The organism is Metabacillus sp. 22489, assembly GCF_052044855.1.
Lineage (GTDB): Bacteria > Bacillota > Bacilli > Bacillales > Bacillaceae > Metabacillus > Metabacillus niabensis.
On sequence record NZ_JBQENT010000087.1, the window covers coordinates 1 to 6,022 of the forward strand.

6 protein-coding genes and 1 pseudogene are annotated in these 6,022 nt (G+C 34.3%); 5 read left to right on the forward strand and 2 right to left on the reverse strand.

The features are described from left to right. Positions 1–151: 151 nt before the first annotated feature. Positions 152–1,189 carry a metal ABC transporter substrate-binding protein gene (locus ACTJJ9_RS25755; RefSeq protein WP_440768997.1) on the reverse strand — a complete coding sequence of 346 codons (1,038 nt, stop codon included), beginning with the start codon at positions 1,187–1,189 and terminating at the stop codon, positions 152–154. Between the two features lie 294 nt (positions 1,190–1,483). On the opposite strand from ACTJJ9_RS25755, the gene ACTJJ9_RS25760 reads away from it, so the two are divergent. Beyond that, positions 1,484–2,047, forward strand: a complete 564-nt coding sequence (locus ACTJJ9_RS25760; protein ID WP_095302416.1) for a beta-class carbonic anhydrase — start codon at positions 1,484–1,486, stop codon at positions 2,045–2,047. 30 nt (positions 2,048–2,077) lie between these two features. Here ACTJJ9_RS25760 and yidD read toward each other — a convergent pair whose 3' ends face one another. Next, positions 2,078–2,323, reverse strand: coding sequence for a membrane protein insertion efficiency factor YidD (yidD, locus tag ACTJJ9_RS25765; protein ID WP_095302415.1), 246 nt, complete (start codon positions 2,321–2,323; stop codon positions 2,078–2,080). Between the two features lie 213 nt (positions 2,324–2,536). Here yidD and ACTJJ9_RS25770 point away from each other — a divergent pair, with 213 nt between their 5' ends. The 4 genes and pseudogenes from ACTJJ9_RS25770 to ACTJJ9_RS25785 form a co-directional block, all read left to right on the forward strand. Then, positions 2,537–3,010: an S-ribosylhomocysteine lyase gene (locus ACTJJ9_RS25770; RefSeq protein ID WP_095302414.1), complete on the forward strand. Its 474-nt coding sequence runs from the start codon at positions 2,537–2,539 to the stop codon at positions 3,008–3,010. Between the two features lie 237 nt (positions 3,011–3,247). After that, complete coding sequence (locus ACTJJ9_RS25775) at positions 3,248–4,414, forward strand: TraB/GumN family protein (RefSeq protein WP_095302413.1); 1,167 nt, start codon at positions 3,248–3,250, stop codon at positions 4,412–4,414. A gap of 466 nt (positions 4,415–4,880) precedes the next feature. Beyond that, on the forward strand, positions 4,881–5,630 hold the full coding sequence (locus tag ACTJJ9_RS25780; RefSeq protein WP_095302412.1) for a TerC family protein: 750 nt from the start codon (positions 4,881–4,883) through the stop codon (positions 5,628–5,630). A 142-nt stretch (positions 5,631–5,772) separates the two neighbouring features. After that, positions 5,773–5,907, forward strand: a pseudogene (locus ACTJJ9_RS25785) (TetR/AcrR family transcriptional regulator); the annotation flags it as partial. Positions 5,908–6,022 lie beyond the last annotated feature (115 nt).

Genomic DNA, 6,022 nt, shown 5'->3' on the forward strand with positions numbered 1-6,022 from the left:
ATATGAATAATAGGCAATTTACACTTATTTTTAAGATAGATTCTAAGAAGAAAATCAAAAATTAAAAAGGCATTTGGGAAAGAAAGCTTTCCCAAATGCCTTTTGTCTTCAATCTGAAAAGAGCGTTACGAGTAACGCTCTTTGTTCAATATTATTCAGATAATGCTTTTTTTAATGTTTCGATGTTTCTTTCCATAATGCTAAAGTAATCCTCATTATTTTCTCGGTCTTCCTCTGAAATTGTTTCTAGGTTGCTTAACGTAAGTGCTTCTGCTTGAATTTCAGATTGGACGATATCTGCTATTTTACTGCTCACATTTGTTTCAAAAATAACATATTTTAAATCATGCTCTTTTGCTGTTTCAATGATTGTCTGGAGCTGTTTCTGTGAAGGCTCTTCAGTAGGAGAAAGACCTAGAACACTAATTTGTTCAATTCCGTATCTTTCCTGCCAATAGCCATAAGCTGCATGGGAAACAAGAATTTCCTTTTTTGCAGATTCATTGACTAATGCTGTAAATGATTGATCCAATTCTTCTAATTGGGTTTTTACTTTTTCAAAATTTGCTTCAAATGTATCTTTTTCTTCAGGCTTTAACTCAATTAGAGCATCCTTGATATTTTCCGCAATTGTGATAGAACGGATAGGATCGATCCAAACATGTGGGTCTTCATCACCGTGATTATGTCCTGCATGAGACTCTTCCTCGCTATGCTCCTCAGCGCTATGCTCCTCAGCGGTATGCTCTTCAGCACTATGTTCATCGGTACTATGCTCATCTTCGCTATGTTCCTCTTCTGAATGTGCTAGAAGTTCAATACCCTCACCAGCATTAATAAATGCAACATCTTCGGACTTTAACGATTCTTGAATTTTATCAGCAAAGCTTTCAATGCCAACACCTGAATAAATAAATCCATCAGAATCAGCAATGCTTACCATCGTCTTTGTAGTTGGTTCATATGTATGCGCATCAGCACCTGAAGGCAAAATACTTTCTACATCAACGAGGTCTCCGCCAATTTTTTTTGTGAAATCCTCTAATGGAAAGACTGTAGTATATATTTTAAGTTTATTGCCTGTTTCCCCATTGTTTTTTGTATCAGAGGTGGTGTTGTCACCACTACAAGCAACCAAAGTAAAAATTAGAATTGATAGTAAAAATAATAAGAGTGTATGTTTCTTCATATTGGTCTCCTTTCTGTAAATCAACATCATTACGATTAAGCCCTACCTATTATATCTTAATGATTCCGATTTGAGAACAAGTTTTTTTATTTGCATCGTTTTTTCGTTAGTTATTGATTTAAAATTGAATAATTGTCAGTAAATAGTATATCCCTTTTCAAAATATTCATTGTATAGAAACATTCCGACAAAATGAAATAGTAATCATTTCGATTTGTATACTACACTATTAATAGTTAATGATCAAGAATTATGATATATTTATATAAAATTTAATATGAAGGATGAATGATGATGAGAATTATGGAAGAAATTTTGTTGCATAATGAAAGGTTCGTTGCAGAAAAGGAATTCGTAAAATATGAGACATCAAAATTTCCTGAGAAAAAGCTCGTGGTCTTATCTTGTATGGATACTCGTTTAGTGGAGCTTTTGCATGGCGCTATGAATCTACGTAATGGAGACGTGAAAATTATTAAAAGTGCTGGAGCAATAGTTGCTCATCCATTTGGAAGTATTATGAGAAGCATATTAGTGGCTGTTTATGAATTAAAGGCTGATGAGATTTGTGTAATAGGACATCATGATTGTGGGATGAGTAAATTGAATGCTGATGCATTTCTTGAAAAAGTGAAGGATAGAGGTATTCCAGAAGAGCGAATCGATACATTAAAATATTCAGGTGTAGATTTCGGACAGTGGTTAAAAGGTTTTAATAGTGTAGAGGATAGTGTTCGTGATAGTGTTAAAACGATTAAAAACCACCCGCTTTTAGCAGAAGATATTCCAGTGCACGGCTTAATTATTGATCCTTCAACTGGTAAGTTAGATGTTGTTATTGACGGTTATGAAGATTAACAATTAAAAGTAAAAAAGGCAGTAAATTCATCATCGTTGAATTTTGCTGCCTTTTTTTGCATCCTTTTCAGGAACGGGATCAAAGCCACCTGGATGAAGGGGATGGCATTTTAAAATTCTCTTTACCGTTAGAAATGTGCCTTTTATAACTCCAAATCGTTGATATGCTTCAAGACCATAATGGGAGCAGGTAGGGTAAAATCTACATGATGGTGGAGTTAATGGAGAAATGAATTTTTGATAAAAACGAATAATTCCAATAAATAGTGACTTCATTATTTTGAACCGTTTCCTTTCATTCCATTGTATGAGTTTGTTTATCTATATAATTTTACTGGCGATTATTGGAATTGAAAAATAATAGCTATGCAATTCTATTTTTAGTATACTCTTTTTTTCGAGAAAACCAATTGATTCATTCTAGTAAACTACGCGTTTTATGATTCATATGGTACAATAAATTGAGAAATTTACTATAGGAGTGATAGTATGCCTTCAGTTGAAAGCTTTGAATTAGATCATAATGCAGTAAAGGCTCCATATGTACGTCATTGTGGAGTTCATAAGGTAGGAAGTGACGGCGAGGTTAATAAATTCGACATTCGCTTTTGTCAACCAAATAAACAGGCAATGAAGCCTGATACTATTCATACGCTAGAGCATTTATTAGCGTTTAACATTCGTGAACATGCAGAAAAATATGATCATTTTGATATTATTGATATTTCGCCAATGGGTTGTCAAACTGGCTACTATTTAGTTGTGAGTGGCAGACCAGAGGTTTCAGAAATAATTGATTTATTAGAAGACACAATGAAATCAGCTGTTGAAGTAACAGAAATTCCTGCAGCGAATGAAACACAATGTGGTCAAGCAAAGCTCCATGATTTAGATGGTGCAAAGCGATTAATGCGTTTCTGGCTTGAACAAGATAAAGCTGAATTAGCAAAAGTATTTGGATAATTAAAAATTTGAAGTCTAGTTGGGGGCTGTCTCATAAGGGTCTAACCCTATTTTTGTTGAGATAGCTCCTTTTTGCATATGTAATTTGTACGAGCTAAAGTAAGTCTTTTATGCAAACATATGCACAGAACAGAAAGCTAATAGAACTATTTGATGGAATTCTAGTCATGCTATAATGAAATGGGTATTATGAATGGTAGTAGGGTTCACTAATCTGGTCTATAAAGGAAGGTACCTATGGACGAGGAAAATATTACAAGATTGCATTTAGATGGAAAAGAATACATATTAATTGGCACAGCACATGTGTCTAAGCATAGTGCAGAGCAGGTTAAACAAGTTATTGAGGCAGAAAATCCTGATGCTGTTTGTGTTGAATTGGATGAACAAAGGTATCAATCCATTCGTGAAGGTAATAAGTGGAAAGATATGGATATCGTTCAAGTGATTAAAGAAAAGAAGGCATCCTTATTATTAATTAATCTTGCTATTTCTTCTTTTCAAAACAGGATGGCAAAGCAATTTGGGATTAATGCTGGTCAGGAAATGATTCAAGGAATTGAGTCAGCAAAGGAAACAGGTGCTAAGCTTGTATTAGCTGACAGGAATATTCAGATTACATTCTCTCGAGTTTGGGGGAATATTGGCTTTAAAGGGAAGCTATCACTTCTCAGCCAAATCATAGCAAGTATTTTCAGTAAGGAAAGCATTTCAGAAGAAGAGCTAGAAAAAATGAAAAATATGGATACCATTAATGCGGTATTAAATGAATTTACTGAAAGCTTCCCGAGGTTGAAAAAGCCATTAATTGATGAGCGTGATCAATATCTTGCGCAAAAAATTAAAGATGCGCCTGGAGATAAAATTGTTGCAGTATTAGGGGCAGCGCATGTTCCTGGTATTAAAGAGGAAATTAAGAAAGAACATGATCTTGCAAGCTTGAATACAGTACCACCAAAATCAAATGTTCCAAAAATCATCGGTTGGAGTATCCCAGTGCTTATTTTAGCGTTAATTGTGTATACGTTCTTTGCGAATCCATCTGCGGGTCTGGCTCAGACTATGAGTTGGATTTTATGGCATGGTTCTCTATCAGCAATTGGGGCAGCCTTGGCTTTAGCACATCCTTTAACGATCTTAACTGCTTTTGCCGCGGCACCTATCACTTCTTTAAATCCAATTCTAGCGGCGGGATGGTTTGCGGGGATAACACAGGCATATGTGCGCCGACCAAGTGTAAAGGATTTCGAAACATTATCTGAGGATGTTTTTACTGTGAAAGGTTTTTGGCGAAATAAAGTTAGTCGAATCTTACTTATTGTTGTCCTATCAAACATAGGAAGCTCATTAGGAACCTTTATTGGTGGTGCCGATGTTATAAGGAGATTTTTTGAAAATTTTTAATGAAACGAACGTTAAGAATGAAATTGATTTGTTTAGATTTCATTCTTTTTTTTTGATTGTAGATTTTTATAAGCCTCTTCATTAGAAACTTCCCCCTTTAAGTTAGGAGGAGACGATCGAATGATATACTGAATTACGAAATTAAAATTGGTTAAATTTGGTGTTTTTGTATGATTTGAAGGAAAATCATGATAGATTTGGTGATTTTGTAAAAGATAAGAAAAATAGTTCTTGTAATTATTGAATTTGCTGATTAACATTAGAAAAGTAAGCTAATCAATAGATTAGTAGTAATCTTATTGTTTGAAGATAATACCCGAAAATTGCTAGTAATATTTGTAGGAAAAAGTGACGATTATTTCTTATTACCTTGCTTATAATAAGAAAGATAATAAGAAATAAATATCACAAAATTATCCGCAAATTTTATTAAAAATACTAATTTTTTTATATCAGGAGGAAATTGATGGAACTATCTTTATTATTAGAGTATGGTTGGGTGTTAGTAATTCTTATTTTGTTAGAGGGACTTTTATCTGCTGATAATGCATTAGTACTTGCTGTAATGGCTAAGCATTTACCTGAAGAACAGCAAAAGAAAGCGATAAATATCGGTTTATTATTAGCCTTTATTTTTAGAATTGGTGCGATATTCATTATTTCATTTCTTTTCCACGTTTGGCAGGTTCAAGCGATTGGAGCTGCATACTTAATTTTCATCTGTATTAAGCATTTAACGAAAAAGCATGATGATGGAAAGGAAAAAAAGCCGAAAAGCTACGGTATGACAGTAGCACAAATTGCTTTAGCTGATATTGCATTTGCGATTGATTCAATTTTAGCTGCTGTTGCACTAGTTATCGCTTTACCAGATACGCCAATCGGTAATATTGGTGGAATGGATGGTGCGAAATTTATTGTCATCGTTATCGGGGCAATTGCAGGTCTTATCGTCATTCGATTTGCTGCAGCTATTTTCGTCAAGCTCTTAACAACTCGTCCAAGCCTTGAAACAGCTGCTATGTTAATTGTTGGATGGGTTGGGGTTAAGTTATTAATGCATACACTTGCTCATGACGCTATTCATATTATTCCACATGATTTTGTAGAAGGAATTGTATGGAAGTCTATTTTCTGGGCAGTGATGTTACTTATTGCTTTAGGTGGTTGGTTCATGTCTAAAGAAAAGCCACAAGAAGCAAAAGGGGAAAATTAATTTTTAAAACAAAGTCTAGACCTTTCTCGTCGATGAGGAAGGTTTTTTATATTTACAGACATTTATTGACACATTTGAAAGATGATGAAATAATACCGACAAATCATGTTTTCGTTTAGTATTATGTGAAGGGAGAATTGAAATGACAGAGCCAAAAGGAAGGAAAGGGAGGGAAACAAAGCGTAGATTGCTTAAAGCAGCTGCCCGTGAATTTGCAAACAATGGATTTCATGAGACAAAAGTTAGTACAATTGTAAAAAACTCTGGATTAACGCGAGGCCACTGAAAAACTTACGTTTTTTAATTTTATTTCAAGATCGTAAACGAAAAAGGCGACTATCCGTTCATTTTTTGGACGGATAGTCGCCTTTCTTTATAGACTTTTTCACTTT

Bases quoted from the DNA above. Each gene is read 5' to 3' on its own strand.
- ACTJJ9_RS25760 (WP_095302416.1), top strand. From the start codon at position 1,484: ATGAGAATTATGGAAGAAATTTTGTTGCATAATGAAAGGTTCGTTGCA.
- ACTJJ9_RS25775 (WP_095302413.1), top strand. From the start codon at position 3,248: ATGGACGAGGAAAATATTACAAGATTGCATTTAGATGGAAAAGAATAC.
- ACTJJ9_RS25780 (WP_095302412.1), top strand. From the start codon at position 4,881: ATGGAACTATCTTTATTATTAGAGTATGGTTGGGTGTTAGTAATTCTT.
- yidD (WP_095302415.1), bottom strand. From the start codon at position 2,323: ATGAAGTCACTATTTATTGGAATTATTCGTTTTTATCAAAAATTCATT.
- ACTJJ9_RS25755 (WP_440768997.1), bottom strand. From the start codon at position 1,189: ATGAAGAAACATACACTCTTATTATTTTTACTATCAATTCTAATTTTT.
- ACTJJ9_RS25770 (WP_095302414.1), top strand. From the start codon at position 2,537: ATGCCTTCAGTTGAAAGCTTTGAATTAGATCATAATGCAGTAAAGGCT.